Raw genomic sequence first — 15,051 nt, 5'->3', positions numbered from 1 at the left:
GGGATGTGCGTCGCCATGAACAGGCGCACGTTTATCCCGTGCCAGAGAAGTGGTGCCAGGCCGAGCGGTAGTCTTCTTCGCGGTTGGGGCGGAAGAAGGGGGCGTGGTATTCGATGGTGCGTTCGGTCGGGCCTCCGGGGAGGGTGTCGTCCATGAAGGTTTTGGTGACGGTGCCCTGCTGGAGGTGCTGGATGTCTTCCCAGCCCAGGGCGATGTCGTGTTCGGTGCGGTCGGGGCTGGTGATGCCGTAGCGGATGCCGTTTTGCGGGTCGGCCTTGCGGGCCTTGCGCGGGAGGCCGACGCCGGGGAGGCCCTTGCTGGGCGTGAAGACGATTCGGCCGTTGCGGTCGTACCAGGTGTCGGCTTCGTACTGGCGCATCACGGGGAACTGGACGCGGTAGATGGTGAGCAGTTCTTCCAGTGTGAGGCCGAGGGCCTGAGCGACGAGGACGTCGATCTCCAGCAGGGCCTGACGGCGCGCGTAGTCGGTGCGCAGGGCGCAGTCGCGGTGCCATTCGGGCGTGAGTTTGTCGAAGAAATCGTGCGGCAGCCGGGATCCGGCATCAGTTTCGACCGGACACGACCACGCGCCGGACCTGAAGAAATCCCGCCAGTTTTCGCGCCAAAGATCCTTGTAAAAGACGGTCAGACAATTGAGCGCAAGCGACCTGACTCTCAGCGCCAGATCCAGATCCTCCCGAAGCGGGGGCATGGGAAGGAGTGATGCAATATCGTTCCGGAAATGGCCCTTCCCTGTGGACTTTACGAAGAAGTCGAATACGACAGACGCGTATAAGCCAGCGAGAAAGGCCGTGTCCTGCTGCTTCCTCAGAGCGATCGAAAAACCTAGATCGATGTGGCCCACTACCCTGGGCGCAATTGCGCTTTGCAGGGTTCGTTCTGATGAAGACCCGATCATGGTCCGCGAGATCACCCGATAGTAGTCGGTGACACGCCGAGGGGCGCTTTCGCCGGGTTCGGTCCAGGGGACGACGGGGGTGCGGGCGCGGTATTCGTCGGGGGTACAGGCGGGGACGTAGTTGGTGCGCGGGAGGTAGTCGTCCGGGATGGCCTGCAGGTCGATCTGGTCGTAGTGACTGTTCTGGGTGCAGACGGCGCGCGGGGTCTTGTAGTGCGGGGTACCGACGAAGAAGTGCGGGCCGGAGAGTATCCATTCGCCGGGGTCGTCGGGGAAACGGGTTTCGCGGCGGATGGTGCCGTCGTCCTGCGCATTGGATTCGTTCCAGTGCTGGGTTGAGTAGTAGTCGCCTTCCAGGTCGCCGAGGCGGCGCGGCTGGGCGGCAAACTTGTCCAGCACGGCGACCAACGGGCGGGCGTGCAGGGCCGGCAGGCGGGCTTCTAGCGCGTCGGTGTCAGGCTCGTCGTACAGCCGCGCGAAGAGGTCGAGTTCGTGCTCGGTGACGCGGATCAGGCGTTCCTGGTGTCCGGTAGTGCCCCAGCGCATGGTGATCGATCCATCCGGCTTCGCTGCCTCTTCCTTGATGCCGGGTACCGGGTCGTTTCCGCGATGTGCGAAGCAGCCGTCGATGGTGGCCGGCGCATAGACGTTGGCGAGATGGATGAAATCGGGCGTCACCCGTAGTGAGCCATACACATTGATGCTGAAGATCGTTGCGTGATGCACCTCGGCGAACAGGGACAGCTCGTTGTGGAACTGGAAATGTGCCCGCAGCCGCGGATACACCTCGCGCCGTAGCCCCCCGCCTTTCGGATCGTCGTAGATCCCTTCCGGATGCAGAAAGCCGCTGACGCCCTGCGGCTGGCCGAGGCGCCACGCGAGCGGCAGGAAACACTTGTACAGGTTGGCCTTCTGCCCTCTCAGAACGCCGTAATTGGCCTCGGCGTTGAGAAAGTTCTGAGTACCTTCGGCCTCTTCGTATTCGGCGCGCCAGGCGGCTTCCAGGCCGGGGTGTTCGTGGAAGGCCTGTTCGCGGATCTGGTTGAGCCGGGTGGCGCTGTATTTGCGCAGGACGAAGCGGGGGTCGTGGTCCCCCAACACCCCGCCCTCTTCCCATTCCACCTTGAGCCAGGGCGGGTTGCCGAGGATCAGGTCGAAGCCGCCGCGGCTGGCGAAGATGTCGGCGAACTCCAGCTCCCAGTGGAAGACGCGGCGAGCTTCGGCGATCTGCTGAGCGCGGCGCAGGCGGGGGAAGTTGCGGAACAGCAGTTTGAGGTCCACCACGCCGAAGCGGTCGATGAAGCGGCGGCCGGCGTCGGGGTTCTGGGTGGGGGCGAAGAGGTCGTCGGTCTCGTTCACCTGGCCGGGCAGGATGGTGTCGCCGAGCAGGAGGTTTTCCAGGTCGAACAGGAAGTCCTGGCGGTCGGGCAGGTCGGCGTGTTCGCCGATGGGCCAGAACCACAGGGCGCACCAGTAGTCCATGGCCAGACGCAGGCGGCGGTAGGCGGAGGCGTTTTTCTGGTATTCGGCGTAGAGCTCGCCGGCCAGGGCGCGGTCCTTGTAGTCGATGCTGGAGCGCTGGCCGCGGGCGGGCTGGCCGAAGATATCCCAGGGGTCGGTGGTGCGCTGGCGCAGGTCGGCCAGCTCGCGGGCGTGCTGGTGCCACAGTTCGTCGATGCGGCGGGACAGGCGCTGCAGGCGTTCGGCGTCTTCGCGGTCGAAGGGCTTGTTGAAGGCGCGGCGCCACTCGTTAATCGCAGCGATCGCATCCGGATGAACATTCTGGACGGTCGCGTCGTTGTAGTGGGCCATGCTGCGGTCGGGCACGAGGAAGTGCCACACATGGCCTTCGGGCAGAGCCGTGCCCTGCTCCGGGTCCAGCGGGCGGTGTTCCGGGGCGTGGCGGGTCCAGCGTTCGGGGGCGTTGGCGCCGCAGGTGAGGCGGTGGGCGGGCCAGCTTTCGCGGCGAGCGCCGATCAGGGAGTTGCCGGTGCGCAACTGCAGGCCGAACCAGGGAACGTGGGGGTGGTCGGCGTCGGTTTCGGCCAGGGCGGCGAGCCACAGGGAGACCTCGGCCAGTTCCACGGCCACGGGGTTCATGTCCACGCCGAACACGTTGTGGTCGGCGAGGTACATCTTCACCCGCTGTTTTTCACGCGCGTAGTCGGCCTGGGGGATGCGTTCGTCGCGGGCGCTCTGGGCGTATTCGAGGTAGAGGTCGGCGAGCTGGTCGATGGCCTCGTTGATGAACGCGGCAGAGCCCATGGCGGGCTCGCACAGGGTGAGCCGCAGGATGCGTTCGGCGCGAGCGGCGTCGTCCGGCAGCGGGTCGAGCTGTTCGCAGCGCAGTTCGCGCAGGGCGTATTTGACCAGCGAGCGGGTGAGCACCTCGGGGGTGTAGTAGGAGGCGGATTTCTCACGGTCGCGCCCGGCCAGGCGGTAGAGGAACTTGCCGCGCGGGTGGCGGCGCAGCACGCGCTGGCCGAGTTCGTCGCGGTCGTATACGCGCTCTTCTTCTTCGTAGTCCTCCAGCGCCTCGGCGGTGACGAAGTAACCGGTTTCCAGCGGGCCGGGGTTGGACTTGGCGTCCTTTTTCTTGACCTCATAAAGGTCCTCGCGGGCGAAGAAGCCGCGGTAGGACAGCAGGGCCTCGTACACCGCGCCGAGCTGGTTGATGCCCAGACGCGCATAGGAGATGCGGCCCCGGCGCCGGCGGCCCTGCCCGCGCCCGCCGCCGCCCTCGCGCGACAGCGACATGAGCTGGATGACGCGCTGCAGGGTCTGGTTGGTGAATACCACCCGGTTGAGCAGCGGGGTGCGTTCGGGATCGAACAGGTGCGACTGCAGCCGCGCCATGCGGAAGCGGCTGGCGGTGGCGTCGGGCGGCCCGGTGGGCTCCGGGGCCTGGCCTTCCAGATCGAGGCCGGGCTGAGCAGCGCGCTGGTCGGCCTCGTCGCTCTCGGAGCCGTGGTGTACCAGCGCGAACAGCATGTTCAGGCTGTCGTGCAGGTAGCGGCCCTGCTGTTCGTCCGGCCGGGTGAGCGGGACCATCTCCAGGTCGCGCAGGCGTTCCAGGCTGTAGCCACCGAGGTAGCTGGGGGCGTTCATCGGGGCGTAGCCGAGTTCGGGCCGGGCCTCGATGTAGAACAGGAACAGCAGGCGGTACATGTAGCGCAGGCATTCCAGGGAGAGCTGTTCCGGGTCCAGGCGTTCCTCGCCCTGGTAGATGCTCTTCTTGTGCTGCTGGGCGCGCGCCTCCAGTTGGGCGGCGGCCTCGTTACCCAGCAGTTCGATGGCCTCGCGCAGGGCGTACTTGAGGTCTTCGGAGACGCCGTAGGCGTGCTTGTGGGCGTTGTCCTCGAGCTGATCGAGCAGGGACTGGCCGTCGTGGTCGGTGAGCGATTCGCGGTGCAGCAGCACGCTGGTGGCGCGCAGGGCGTCGGTCTCGCGGCGGGAGAACAGCTCCACCCAGTCGAAGCGCAGCAGGCGGCCGCGGGCGTACTTGGTGCGGTCGATCAGCAGCCACTGGCGCGGGCTGGCCAGGATCACCCAGCGCGGCGGGTGCGGCTGGGCGAGGATGTGGCGCGACAGCGCGGTCTGCCAGTCGATCAGGGCGTGCTCGCCCTCGCCGGCGTGCAGCGCGCGGGGCACCGGCGCGGCCGACAGGGAGCGGAACTGCTCGGCGTGCAGCGGCACCTCCAGCGGGTCGCTCTCGGGGTCGTCCAGCGGGATGGCCTGCACCACCCACAGCAGCGGATGGCCGTCGACGCCGGTGTATTCGGCGAGCACGGGGATCTCCACGTCCTCGCCGGCCGGCAGGCGCCGGGCGTGGTACTCAAAGCCGAACACGCCCAGCAGTTCGCGCACCTGCTCGCGCTGGGCCTGCACACGGCGCTCGGGGTCGCGGTCGCGCTCGAGCGCGGATTGCGCGCGCAGGTACTCGTGGGCGATGCGGCCGAGCCGGTTCCAGGGTGCCTGCAAATCGTCCGGCACCGGATCGTGCGCCTCGCGCGCAGCCTGCTCGGCGGCATTCCAGCGCTCAATGAAGGCCTTGATGTCGCCGTGGAACACCTCGCTGAGGTAGTGCTCGGAGTAGAACTCGTTTTCGTTACTGATGCCGGCCCAGCTCATGGGGCGCGTCTCCCTGTTCTTGTTGCGTATCGCAGGGGTTTGGGGCGTTCAGGCGCGACGGCCGGTGAACGCGGCGATGACCTGGATGTAGGGGGTCTTTTCGATCATCTGGGTGTCCTCCAGCCAGCTCTGGTAGTCGCGGAAGATGCGCTCGATCCGGTCCATGCGCTGCTCGCGCCGGCGTTGTTTCACGCTGTCCGCCTGGCCGCTGGTCTCGAGCTCCAGTTCCAGCTGGCGCTTGTGGCGAGCCTCAAGGGCATCCATCGCTTCCATCTGTTCGTTGAGGCGGACGTTCAGGCGTGCCTCTTCCTCGCGGCGGCGGACGTCCAGCAGGGCCTGCGCGCGTTCCACCACCGCCGGGAGGGCGGCGCGTTCGGGCGCGGTCTCGCCGGCCTCGCCCCGGTTGGGGACCTGGCCGGGGTGCAGTTGCAGGCGTTCCACCAGCCCGGGGAGGTCCAGCTCCTCGACGATCTCGCCGTCGCGCAGCACAAAGCCGAGCCAGTCCTGCACCAGCGGATAGCCGCGACGGTTGGGATAGCCGCCCTGCAGCAGGAAGGCGGTCTCGTTTTCCGCCAGCCGCGCGGGCAGGCGCAGCAGCGGCGCGGTATGGCGCCCGAAGGCACCCCGGGCGCGGTCGACCAGCCATTCGACCACCGGGTGCAGCGACCACAGGTACTGGCGTTCGGCCCAGGGGCTGTCCTCGTCGTGCCGACGCAGGGACTCGTTCACCTGATCACGGTCGGGCGTGAGGATGAAATGGTCATCCTCGGGCCGGGCCTCGCGCGGCAGCTGCGCCAGGCGGATGCCGAGATCGGGTGGCGCGGTGAGCGCGAGGCGCCGATCATCGCGGTCGATATCCACCTGCAGGGGCACGCCGCCGTCGCGCAGCCAGCGGGCAGTGGTGGCGGCAAAGTCGAAGTCGCTCTCGAACAGCGAGAACGGGTCGCGCGCGGGAGCGTGTTCGGCCGGTGGCGGTTCGGCCACGAAGGCATCCAGCGGCTCGCTCGCCTCGCTTTGCTGGGTGTCGAGGAAATCGCCGAACAGGGACGCGAGCTCGCCGCTGCCGGCGTCCTGCTCGTGGTCCTCGATGAACTCGCTCACCGTGGCTTCCTGTTCCTCCACCGTCCGTTCGGCCATGAACTCGGACGGGTCGCCGATGTTGCGCCCGGCCTGTTCGTCCTTTTCCACCAGCACCTCGAGCACCCGCTGCTCGTCGCGGATGCGGGGGTTGTCGCTTTCGGTGACCAGATAACGGATCTGCGGCTGGCGAGTCTGCCCGTAGCGGTCGATGCGGCCGTTGCGCTGCTGGAAGGTCATCAGCGACCAGGGCACATCGAAGTGGATCAGCCGGTGCGAACGGTAATGCAGGTTGATGCCTTCGGCCGCGACATCGGAGGCAACCAGTACGCGGACCTTGTCGTCCTTCGCGCCGAAGGCCTCGACCACGGCCATCTGCTCGCGGTCGGGCATGTCACCGCGCAGCACGCGGAGCTGGCCCTGCTTGAGGCCGAGGTCCGCGGGCAGACGTTCGGCCAGGAATTCCAGCGTGCGAATGCTCTCGGTAAAGATGACCAGGCGGTCTTCGCTGTCGCGCGGAGACCAGCCCAGACCGTCCGCCCCCTTGCCGAGCAGACGCAACAGCCGCTGGTACTTGCTGAAGCTGGTCGGGTCGATGGCGTCCACGGTCAGGCGCAGCGCCTCCAGGGCGTCGATGTCCGCCTGGCGCTCCGGCGTGGCGTCTCGCTTTTGCAGGTTGCGCAGCCGCGTCTCGATGGTGGCGCGGCAGGCCGCCGGGCTGGAGTACAGCGCCTTCTTGAGCGTGGTCCGGAACAGCCGGGCGCCGCGCGCGCCGCGGCCGTCCAGGGTGCGGAAGCGGGCGCTTTCCAGTTCCGCATACGCCGCCTCTTCCGCGGCACTCGCGCCGGCACGTTCTATGGCGATCTCGCGCTCCGGCAGGTGGCTGGCCAGATCGGCCTGTACGTCCTTCTTGAAGCGGCGGATCACCAGCCCCTTGTCGCGGAAGTCCTCGTGGGCGTAGTCCGAGGGGTTGGAGATGGCCGTGGGGTCCAGCATGTTCATCAGGCTGGCGAAGCTCTCGGCGCGGCCGTCGTGCGGGGTGGCCGAGAGCATGATGAGGGCATCCGAGCGGGTGGCCAGCAACTGCGCCAGGCGGGCGCGCTGCGAGCGTGAGCCGCGGTCGGCCACGTTGTGCGCCTCGTCGATGATGATAATGTCCCAGCGCGCCTGCTCCAGATAGTGGCGGTACTCGATGTCCTGCTTGAGGGTGTCGATCGAGATGATGGAGCGGTCGAAGTAATGGAACGGGTTGTGGTTGGTGGGGATGCGCGAACGCACGCGCTGCAGGCCCACTGAATCCAGCCGCACCAGCGGGATGGTGAAACGGTTCCAGAACTCCTGCTGGAACTGCGCCAGCATGGACTTGACCGCCAGCACCAGGATGCGCTGGCCCCGCCCGCGGGCGATGAGTTCCGAGGTGAGGATGCCGGCTTCCAGGGTCTTCCCCAGACCCACCGCATCGGCGATAAGGATGCGCGGGCGCGGCTGGGCCAGCGCCTGACGCGCCGGGTCGAGCTGGTACGGCAAGGCATCCAGTGCCGCCCGATGGCCCACATGGATCGCCTCGCCGGTGGCCGGCGTGCTGCGAAGGGCCGCTTCCATGTGCAGCAGGCTCGCGGTGTAATTCGCGCTGAGGTCGTCCTCCAGCTCGGTCTCGCGCGGATCCAGTACCCGCACCGGCTGCGCATGCCGCGCCTCCAGTGCCGGCAGGAAGGTCGCCTGACGGCCCCGCACCAGCTCGGACAGCCCTTCGCAGGTCAGCAGGCGCTCACCTTCCGGGGTCGTATCCACCTGACGGATGCGCCACTCCGCATCGCGAATCTCCACCCGCATGCCGGGCGCCAGTACTTCGCTCATGTTCTCCCCGTGTCCGTGAGGCCCCGCTCAGGCGTCCATGGGCACCCTACCCCAAATGAATTGGGTGAATAAAGCTCGCAACGGCGTTCCGCTCCCATCCGGGCGACAAGGCCTGTCGCCTCGCGTACGCACCGCCTTAACTTCTGCGCATTGCAACGCCGCGCACCATGGTCGAGACGAGATTTCGCATCCTGACCAGCCGGCCCTCGCCTCCCGGCTGAAAGCCGAACCCGATCAGCTCCTCGGCCTGTTTCGGCCCCTGCCCGACATCTCGTCCGTGCTCGATGAACATGGGCTGTACATCCGGGTCAGTGTCGGGGCCAACGAAGCCATGTATGTCAGCGGCAAGTTGCTGGAAGGCACGTCCCTGCAGGACGCTCTCCCGGACGACATCGGCCACCGTTTTCTTCAGGTGGTCCGGAAGGCCCTTCGAGCGGGAGAAATGCGGTTGCCGGAGTACGAAGTGGGAGTCGACGACGTGGCGGCCCTGCCCCGCAAAGTTCGGGAAACGCTGCCGATCCGAGGAACAGTATTCCGATGTCCGCATCCTGCCACTGCCCAGTCATGACCCCCCAAGCCCGTCAAGCGTGGGGTGGCTGGTCAACATCACGCCCCGAGGGCGGGAGACGAGGCCGTGGGGCGCTTCACACGGGCCTGCCCTACGGAGCTGCAAACACGGCCAAGGGCGTAAGCTTTAAATCTAGGCGATTTGTGTCTTGACCGTGGGATTCACTTTACGGGTCTTGCTGAACGTCGCGTGGCTGACAACGGTCTCGGTTGGTGGTGTAGCCCTCGCCATCCCAGAAGAAGATCGCCGCCGGCACCGCGACGTCTTCTTTCAGTGGTTCCGGGCGATACTGCATGCACCCGCCCTCGTCCCGGCCAATCGGGACATAGCGAACGCTGGGCTCCGAGTCGCCGGCCTTCGATTCGTGGGTTCCGACCCCGGCCTGACCGCCGCCGGCACAGGCGGAAAGCATGGTGGCCCCCGCGAGGGCCACCATGAGGGTCATGGCATATCGAGCCGCCATCAGAACCGCACCGCGTAGGTCACGGCACCGGCCCATTCACCCGAGGCGTTCGGGTCATGGTTCGGCTGGTCCATGTACAGCAGGTTCGCGTTGAAGCGGCTGTCACGGTCGGGCATGAAGCTGTAGCCCAGCTCGATATCCGTCTGCCGACCTTCAGTACCAATGCTGGCCGTGCGATCCTCGCGGATCACCTCGCCGTCCACGGTCCGGCCGACCGGCACACTGGCCTCGACCTCCCCACCAGTCACCCGCATCGGCTGGTTCGCCATGAGCGCGACCTGATGGTCGTCGCCGTCCCACGCCACGCCCAGGGTGGCCCGTTCGGTGCGCAGGTTGTCGATGGAGCGGATCATGCCGGCACCGCCGTCCATACGGCCCTGGCCGTACTCGTACTGACCCGTCACGCTCAGTCGATCCGACACGGCATATTCCGCCCCGAGACTGGTGACATGCAGCTCGTGCTCGTCACCCAGGTTCAGCGCACCATAGCCACGAGAGCCCAGCATGCCGTTGTCCTCGCGGAGCATGCCCTGACCCAGCGACAGCCGCAGATCGTCCGTGGCCTGCATGTGCAGGGCGATGTCCTGGCGGTCCACGCCGTAATCCGACAGACCCACGGTGTCCTCACTCAGCACCCGCTCGGCCGGATCTTCATCCGAACGCCCGGACCAGTATTCCGCGCTGACGCTGAACGTATCGGTCAGGCCGACCTCAGCGGCGACACCGGCCACGTCGTCCAGACTGTGGGTGAACTGCGGCGTGGTGCTGGACAGCATGGCGGTATCCGCCCCCTCCAGCACGGTCTCCATCGGGTTTTCTTCTCCACCCTGGAAGCCGAACGCGGACACGCGGGTACCGCCGAAGTCCATGTCGAAACGACCGGTGAGCAGTTCTCCGGAATCCGTATAGCGCGTGGCCATGCTGACGCCTTCGGCGATCTCGATGGATTCGTCACCCGCCACCGAGGCGTTCGCCAGGTGCGTTTCCAGCCGCTGACGGACATGCGTACCCAGCGCGAACCCGCCCGCATGTTGCCCGCTCAGGTCCACGCGGTAGTCGCGACCCAGTTCGTCGAACGCCACCGCGCCATCGAACAGCTCTTCGTCCGCCTGGAAGCCGTTGCCGAATGCGTGCGACCAGGACGCGTAGCTTTCCTGAACATCGTGGCTTTCGTCATCCTCGACCTGTCCGCCGGCCGGCTGGACGACATCGCCTTTCGGCTCCAGGGCGGCTTCGAAATCCGCGTGACCCTGGCCGAGATAGTAATAGCCGCAGTTCAGGTCCTCGTTCGGTCCACAGTCGTTTTCTTCATAAAGCTCCGACTCCTGACTGGCGGTCTCGAGCAGACGCCCGGTGGCCTCGGATGCGTCCAGATGCGGCCACTGCGCGATGATTCCGGTCACCATGCCGGCAATCCGCGGGGCCGCGAACGAGGTCCCGGTGAACGTCCCCTCGGCGTCGTCGCCGGTATTCGTTGCCGACCGGGCCGTGTAAGGCGCCACCAGGAAGCGATTCTGGATTTCTTCATCCTGGCCCGGGTAGTTGCTGTGAAAGGCCTTCTCCCAGTCGCGCGATCCGCCCGCGATCAGGATTTGATCCCAGACTTCACCCAGGTATTCGAACCCTTCGTGGTCGATATAATCATCGTCCCCGTCGCCATTGTCTTCGCTGAGGTTGCTCCCATTGTTCCCTGCGGGGAATACCGCTGCCGTGCCCACCTCGATGGTTTTGCTTTCGCCATCTTCCTGCGGTTGTTCGTACGTGACCTCTTGAAGCTGTCCCACCGTTTCTTCGTAATCCCATGTCGACCATTGACCTATCAGGGACGCGTTGATGACACGGGCCTCTTCCTCGACTGCATGCGCCACTCCTTCGCGCACGTAACCACCGAAAACCGTCCCATTATCATCCGCTGCAGCAATCAGCTCCATCCGGGCATTCCCGCTGGTTCCGAACTCTTGGCCACCGACCAGAGCTGCAGCTGGGGTTCCATGTACGTACTCCGGATCCCCATCGTCATCTTCCGAGGCTTCCACGCTATCCCGGTGGCCCGCCACGGCCTCCGTGCCCGACACACGCCCTTCGAATTCTTCGTGACTCGACCGAAACTCGTTATCGATAACCGCGACCTGAACTTCCACGGTTTCCCCGTCATCATCCAGGATCGTCTGCTGGTCGTAGGACGGGAGTTCGCGCGTATCTTCCTCCTCACCGTTACCGGAGCCACCTCCGCCCCCGTTACTGCTACTGCTGCTTCCCCCGCTACTCGCGCAGCCGGACAGTGCCAGGATTGCGGCCGACACGGCGACGGCCACGACAGTGGGATGAAAACGGTCCATTGAAATCATCATGATTCGGATCTCCCTGGTTGTTGCCGGGGCCAGCCCTGCGTGCGCGTTACAGGTCTGGCCCCAATTTCTTGTTTTCGAATCACGCGGAATGCCGACCGCGTTCGGGCCTCAGTCCATCAGCTGCTGACCGACCTCCAGGTAGGCCTCCCGAGTCATCGTGTCCCGGTCTTTCTCGTCGAACACGGCCCGGCCGACTTCGCCTTCACGAGGGTCGATCGGCACTCGGTTCCGGTCAGCCATTTCTTCTTCGAGCCGGGTTTTGAACAGGGAGATCGACCATTCCCAGGATTGCGAGGCACGGGCATCCTGAGCCGCCATCACGGCCACGACCATGCCTTCCTCGCCCTCGACCGGGAACGTCCCCTCGTCGGTCATCTCCCCCGCCGGTCGAGCGTGGTCTTCCACGGTCGTCCGGATCAACGCGTCGCGATACTCACGACGCGACCGCTGGAGAGCCCGCTGCTCTTCCCGAACTTCCCAGGGCTGCACGCTCGGATCCGTACGTTCCACTCCGTCCAGTCGACCCTGGATACGCTCTCGCTCGCGTTCGGAACGTGAGTGTTTCCGGTTGAGATCGCGCGCACTTCCATGCTTCGAGTCCGCCTCGTTCTGGCGCTCGGAGAGCGTTTGTCGAGCCTGGCGAAGCTCGCCCCGGAGACTGTCCTCGGGTGCATTACGTCCAATCGGACCGAGCTCCTCTGCCACCTCGTAGGCCTCCAGCAGCCTCGAGGCCAGGATCGGGTCCAGGACCTCATTGACCCCTTCGCCACCATCGAAGGGCGTTGGATCCCGGTAGGGCGTCGGGGTCGCGAAAAGGCACACTCCGTGGGAATCTCGAGCATCCACGGTAAGTGAGCTGTCCGGCCGAGGGCATTCCTCCCCCGGCCCCTTCTCCCAATCACGCCACGAATACCGACGCAGGTGATCCAGCGTGTCGATTGGAAGGTCTTCCTCCTCGATCGCCTCGTTCAGCTCCTGGCGGACCGTCTCACGGATCTCTTCGAACTCCTGTTCGGCTTCCTCGATCTCGTCCTCGAGCTCGCTCACCGCTTCCACTTCGTCCCGCAGCATTGCCTCGCGCGCTTCGATCGCCTCCTCCGTTTCCGCAAGATCGGCCTCGATCGACGACAGCTCCTCCGAGAGCTCCTCCCGCCGCGCCTCGAATTCCTCTTCCTGCTCGGCCTTGATCGAACTCCTGCGTTCCAGGTACTCGGCGTGCGCCGCGCGCAGGGCCTCGCTTTCCGGGCCGTCGTACAGCAATTCCGGTTTCGAACCGTCACCGGGGGTGGCCAGATAATCGGACAGTTCCTTGAGATGAGCGGCCACAGGCTCCAGCTCCGCCTCGACCTCGGTCGAAAGCATGAACGACCAGCCCGTTTCGACCGTTTCCTCGAATTCGGCCCACATCATCCGGGCCACTGCACGTTCCTCCTCCGACTCGACCCCGTCGAAGTTGATTTCCGCCTCCGTGGGATACGAGTCGCACCCGGTCGCCAGTACCGCAAGCGCCGCGCTGACGCCCGCCACAAGAAGAGTCCTCTTCATGCCGCTTCCTTTGTTGATGTCCCCCAAATCCGGTCTGCGGTGCATACGGATGGCATGACCGTATCGCGGACCAATCGACCGTCTCCCCAACCGACAACCTTGTCGGTACAGAGCTAAACCCTAAATGCCGAAAGTGATTGACGCAATCGAGAGATGTCCGCCTCCGGTTCGCTCCCGTAGTGCAGCGTGATCAGCAGGTAGAGTTCCCAGGAATGTGTAACTCGGCAGCCGGTATGGGCGTCGGTCGAACCCGGCCAGACAAGCCAGGTTCGATTCACTCATCCCCTGCCTGCCGAGGAGCCCTGGCCACTCCATCGGCGTATTGTCCCGGCGGCACCATTTGCAGATAGCGCTCCTGCTCGCTCGACTCGATGGCGCCTCGCCGAGCCCGGCGGACAGCAGCCACCGCCGCATCCGGGGCCATGCCTCGATCGATCAGGAGACGGGCGGCCACCGTACCCGCCCGTCCCAGACCGCCCTTGCAGTGCACGAGCAGGCGCCCGCCTGCATAGAGTGCTCGATGCATCTCCGGAGCCACCGCCTGCCAGCGGTCATCCCACTGACGGTCGGGAGCGGCCATGTCCGGGATGGGCAGGTGGTACCAGGTCACCCCGGTCTCGCTGACGGCCTCCCCGAGCCGGGGCACGCCCAGCTCATGCAGTTCCTCAAGCGTTGTGAGGGTCACGACACCGGCCGCGCCCCACGCCCGGATTCGGTCCAGATCGGCCTCCAGGTCGCGGGCCCAGGCGCCCGTCATCGCATGAGCCTGCTGCTTACCCGGGCAGAAGGTGATACCGATGGTGCCGCCCTCCGGCAACGTGATCTCGGCGATCTCCAGCGGATGACTGGTACTGGTCCGAACGGCGTTCATTCAGTGCGCCCCGGTGATTCCATGACAGGGACATCCGACGGGCCGGCAATCGAGAGCTGAAGAAGCGCATCGCCAAGACCCGCGATTCGGTCGTGCTGGCTGAGGCGGGTGCGCCACTCCACCGGGATCCCCGTCTCCCCGTAGTACGCCCCCGCCAATTGCCCATAGATCGCGGCGGTGGTATCGGCATCTTGGCCCAGATTCGCCGCCAGCAGCGCTCCTTCCCGAAAATCCCCACTGCGGTCGAAGGCCCACAGGGCCGCCTCCAGACTCTCGACCACATAACCCGTCCCTCGGATCTGCGGGGGATCCCGGTGGCGGAAGGAGCCCTCGGCGATGGCCAGGACGGCCGGTTCCAGCTCATCACCCGGACCGAAGCCGGGGAGCGCCTGCCAGGGCCGTTCCAGCACCTCGGCTCGTTCCGCTCCTTCCAGAACGGCAAGGATTAAAGCCGTCCACAGACGACAGGCATCGAGACATTCCGCGGCCGCGTGCGTGGTCCGGGAACTCAAACGGGCGGCTTCAAGGGCCCGGTCCGGGGTGCGGCGGTACGCCAGCGGGACCGGAACCAGGCGCATGAGCGAGCCGTTGCCCGCCGCCGTGGGATCCTCCGAACCACTCAACGGATTGCCGGAGTCTTCGCACCGCGCCAGCGCTGCGCTCACCGTGTTCCCGATGTCGAAGCACCGCCCCGTACTGCTGGCATAGCCTTCGCGCCACCAGCGGACGTACCGGTCCATCTGATCGTGCGCATCGAAGCCGCGGCACTCGACCAGGCTCTCCGCCAGCGCGATGGCCATCGAGGTATGACTTATGGTCAAGTCTGGTGTATGAGCGATCGCTGGTTCAGGCGGCGCTCCGGTCGGTCATGGATGATGCCTCGTCGTTGGTCGGTTCGGTCTGCTCGACGCCGTCGATGAACGTCACCCCGCGCTCGAGCTTGTCGAGCCATTCGTAACCCCGGAGCCGACGCCAGCGCTTCTGCGCGCTCTGGCCGAGCTTGAACGTCAGGCTCAGGACGGTGTTGCGGGTCACGCAGCCCCGGGTCTTGGCGGTGCGCAGCCGCACGGTGGCGAAGGTCGATTCGATCGGATTGGTGGTCCGGATCGACTGCCAGTGCGGGGCCGGGAAGTCGTAGAACGCCAGCAGGTCCTCCCGATCCTTGCGCAGCGTCTCGGCGGCTTTCGGGTACTTGTCGCCGTAGGCGGTCAGGAAGGCGTCGAAGGCCTTCTCGGCGTCGGCGCGGGTTTCGGCCATCCAGATCGCCTG

At 66.0% G+C, this 15,051-nt stretch carries 8 protein-coding genes and 1 pseudogene; 1 reads left to right on the top strand and 8 read right to left on the bottom strand.

Annotated elements, in window-relative coordinates:
- Nucleotides 1-31: 31 nt before the first annotated feature.
- On the bottom strand, nucleotides 32-5,050 hold the full coding sequence (locus tag F790_RS0112890) for a class I SAM-dependent DNA methyltransferase (RefSeq protein WP_019591934.1): 5,019 nt from the start codon (nucleotides 5,048-5,050) through the stop codon (nucleotides 32-34).
- 48 nt (nucleotides 5,051-5,098) lie between these two features.
- A complete protein-coding gene (locus tag F790_RS0112885) occupies nucleotides 5,099-7,984 on the bottom strand; it encodes a DEAD/DEAH box helicase (RefSeq protein WP_019591933.1) in 2,886 nt (961 codons plus the stop codon).
- 55 nt (nucleotides 7,985-8,039) lie between these two features.
- Here F790_RS0112885 and F790_RS14590 point away from each other — a divergent pair, with 55 nt between their 5' ends.
- A complete protein-coding gene (locus F790_RS14590; protein WP_156824341.1) occupies nucleotides 8,040-8,552 on the top strand; it encodes a hypothetical protein in 513 nt (170 codons plus the stop codon).
- 166 nt (nucleotides 8,553-8,718) lie between these two features.
- Here the strand turns inward: F790_RS14590 and F790_RS0112875 are convergent, their stop codons facing one another.
- From F790_RS0112875 to F790_RS0112845, 6 genes and pseudogenes are all read right to left on the bottom strand, one after another.
- Nucleotides 8,719-9,015, bottom strand: a complete 297-nt coding sequence (locus tag F790_RS0112875) for a hypothetical protein (RefSeq protein ID WP_232199280.1) — start codon at nucleotides 9,013-9,015, stop codon at nucleotides 8,719-8,721.
- Nucleotides 9,015-11,366 carry a S8 family serine peptidase gene (locus tag F790_RS0112870; RefSeq protein ID WP_232199279.1) on the bottom strand — a complete coding sequence of 784 codons (2,352 nt, stop codon included), beginning with the start codon at nucleotides 11,364-11,366 and terminating at the stop codon, nucleotides 9,015-9,017. The genes F790_RS0112875 and F790_RS0112870 overlap by 1 nt, the downstream gene beginning before the upstream one ends.
- 108 nt (nucleotides 11,367-11,474) lie before the next feature.
- The gene (locus F790_RS0112860) at nucleotides 11,475-12,911 is read right to left on the bottom strand and encodes a hypothetical protein (RefSeq protein WP_026332971.1); all 1,437 of its coding nucleotides are present in this window, start codon (nucleotides 12,909-12,911) and stop codon (nucleotides 11,475-11,477) included.
- Between the two features lie 274 nt (nucleotides 12,912-13,185).
- Nucleotides 13,186-13,782: a cyclin-dependent kinase inhibitor 3 family protein gene (locus tag F790_RS0112855; RefSeq protein WP_019591927.1), complete on the bottom strand. Its 597-nt coding sequence runs from the start codon at nucleotides 13,780-13,782 to the stop codon at nucleotides 13,186-13,188.
- Nucleotides 13,779-14,588, bottom strand: a pseudogene (locus tag F790_RS13925) (ADP-ribosylglycohydrolase family protein); the annotation flags it as partial. The pseudogene F790_RS13925 and the gene F790_RS0112855, both read right to left, overlap by 4 nt.
- A 40-nt stretch (nucleotides 14,589-14,628) precedes the next feature.
- Nucleotides 14,629-15,051: IS256 family transposase (locus F790_RS0112845; protein ID WP_019591925.1), on the bottom strand; the 423-nt coding region annotated here is incomplete at its 5' end.

Source organism: Thioalkalivibrio sp. ALE20 (assembly GCF_000381405.1).
Lineage (GTDB): Bacteria > Pseudomonadota > Gammaproteobacteria > Ectothiorhodospirales > Ectothiorhodospiraceae > Thioalkalivibrio.
This window is presented reverse-complemented; position numbering and strand designations above follow the sequence as displayed.

Bases quoted from the DNA above. Each gene is read 5' to 3' on its own strand.
- F790_RS0112885 (WP_019591933.1), bottom strand. From the start codon at position 7,984: ATGAGCGAAGTACTGGCGCCCGGCATGCGGGTGGAGATTCGCGATGCG.
- F790_RS0112860 (WP_026332971.1), bottom strand. From the start codon at position 12,911: ATGAAGAGGACTCTTCTTGTGGCGGGCGTCAGCGCGGCGCTTGCGGTA.
- F790_RS14590 (WP_156824341.1), top strand. From the start codon at position 8,040: ATGAATTGGGTGAATAAAGCTCGCAACGGCGTTCCGCTCCCATCCGGG.
- F790_RS0112890 (WP_019591934.1), bottom strand. From the start codon at position 5,050: ATGAGCTGGGCCGGCATCAGTAACGAAAACGAGTTCTACTCCGAGCAC.
- F790_RS0112875 (WP_232199280.1), bottom strand. From the start codon at position 9,015: ATGGCGGCTCGATATGCCATGACCCTCATGGTGGCCCTCGCGGGGGCC.
- F790_RS0112855 (WP_019591927.1), bottom strand. From the start codon at position 13,782: ATGAACGCCGTTCGGACCAGTACCAGTCATCCGCTGGAGATCGCCGAG.
- F790_RS0112870 (WP_232199279.1), bottom strand. From the start codon at position 11,366: ATGATGATTTCAATGGACCGTTTTCATCCCACTGTCGTGGCCGTCGCC.